Below are 1,053 nucleotides of genomic sequence, written 5' to 3' on the forward strand. Positions count from 1 at the left end.
GGCGTTGTTGCAAAACCCTGTCTCCCAAGGATTCACATCGCGAATCCATGCGGTTAGACGGGACGCATGAGCAAGCCATCACCCGCCCGCTACCGCACGACGAACTGGCCCAGTTACACGGCGTCTCTGCGCAAGCGCGGATCCCTACTGATCTGGCTGGACAAGGACATGTCCTGGCTCGCGCCGCATGACGGCAGCCCCGGTCGGCCTGCGGTGTTTGCAGACGCGGCGATCCAGTTCTGCCTGACGATAAAGGTCTTGTTCAAGCTGCCGCTCAGGCAGACGACCGGGATGGTGGCCAGCCTGCTGAAGATGGCTGGCCTGGACTGGGCCGTGCCAGACTATACGACCCTGTGCCGGAGGCAGAAGACCTTGGCCGTCCAGATCCCCTATCGGCGCGCCGATGGCCCCCTGAACCTGCTCGTGGACAGCACCGGCATCAAGTTCCTCGGTGATGGCGAGTGGCAGGCCCGAAAGCATGGTGTTCAGGGCCGACGCCAGTGGCGCAAGGTGCATCTGGCCATGGACACCGCCACCTCGGACATCCGGGCGGTGGAGTTCACCTCCAGCAGCGATGGCGACAGTCCGGTCCTGCCGGAACTGCTCAACCAGATCCCCGAGGACGAAGACATCGGCACCGTGACCGCCGATGGTGCCTATGACACCCGCCGCTGTCACACCGCCATCATCGATCGCCAGGCCACCGCGATCATTCCGATCCGCAAGAACGGTCGACCCTGGAAAGCGAACTGCCCGGCCGCAATCGCCAGAAACGAAACCCTGCGTGCCACCCGGCAATATGGCCGGGCATTCTGGAAGCGCTGGACGGGATACCATGTCCGCAGCCGCATCGAGGCGAAAATGCGGTGCCTCAAGGCCTTCGGTGAACGCATCGCAGCAAGAGACCCTGACCGCCAGACCGCTGAAATCCAGATCCGCATCGCACTGATGAACCGCTTCTCAGCCCTAGGAACGGCCGAGATCGTTCGCGTGGCCTGATGCTGACGGGGAAAGGGGCCATCATGCCTCAGGCGTCAGTTACGCAACAACGCC

1 protein-coding gene is annotated in these 1,053 nt (G+C 63.2%); it reads left to right on the plus strand.

Going from position 1 to position 1,053, the window contains the following annotated elements:
* Nucleotides 1-66 precede the first annotated feature (66 nt).
* The gene (locus ACFQXB_RS20300) at nt 67-999 is read left to right on the plus strand and encodes an IS5 family transposase (RefSeq protein WP_377407014.1); all 933 of its coding nucleotides are present in this window, start codon (nt 67-69) and stop codon (nt 997-999) included.
* Nucleotides 1,000-1,053 lie beyond the last annotated feature (54 nt).

Origin of the sequence: Halodurantibacterium daqingense, from assembly GCF_042666235.1 — a bacterium.
GTDB lineage: Bacteria > Pseudomonadota > Alphaproteobacteria > Rhodobacterales > Rhodobacteraceae > Halodurantibacterium > Halodurantibacterium daqingensis.

What these genes read in the sequence shown, in the direction of transcription:
- ACFQXB_RS20300 (WP_377407014.1), top strand. Translation starts at nt 67, where the DNA reads ATGAGCAAGCCATCACCCGCCCGCTACCGCACGACGAACTGGCCCAGT.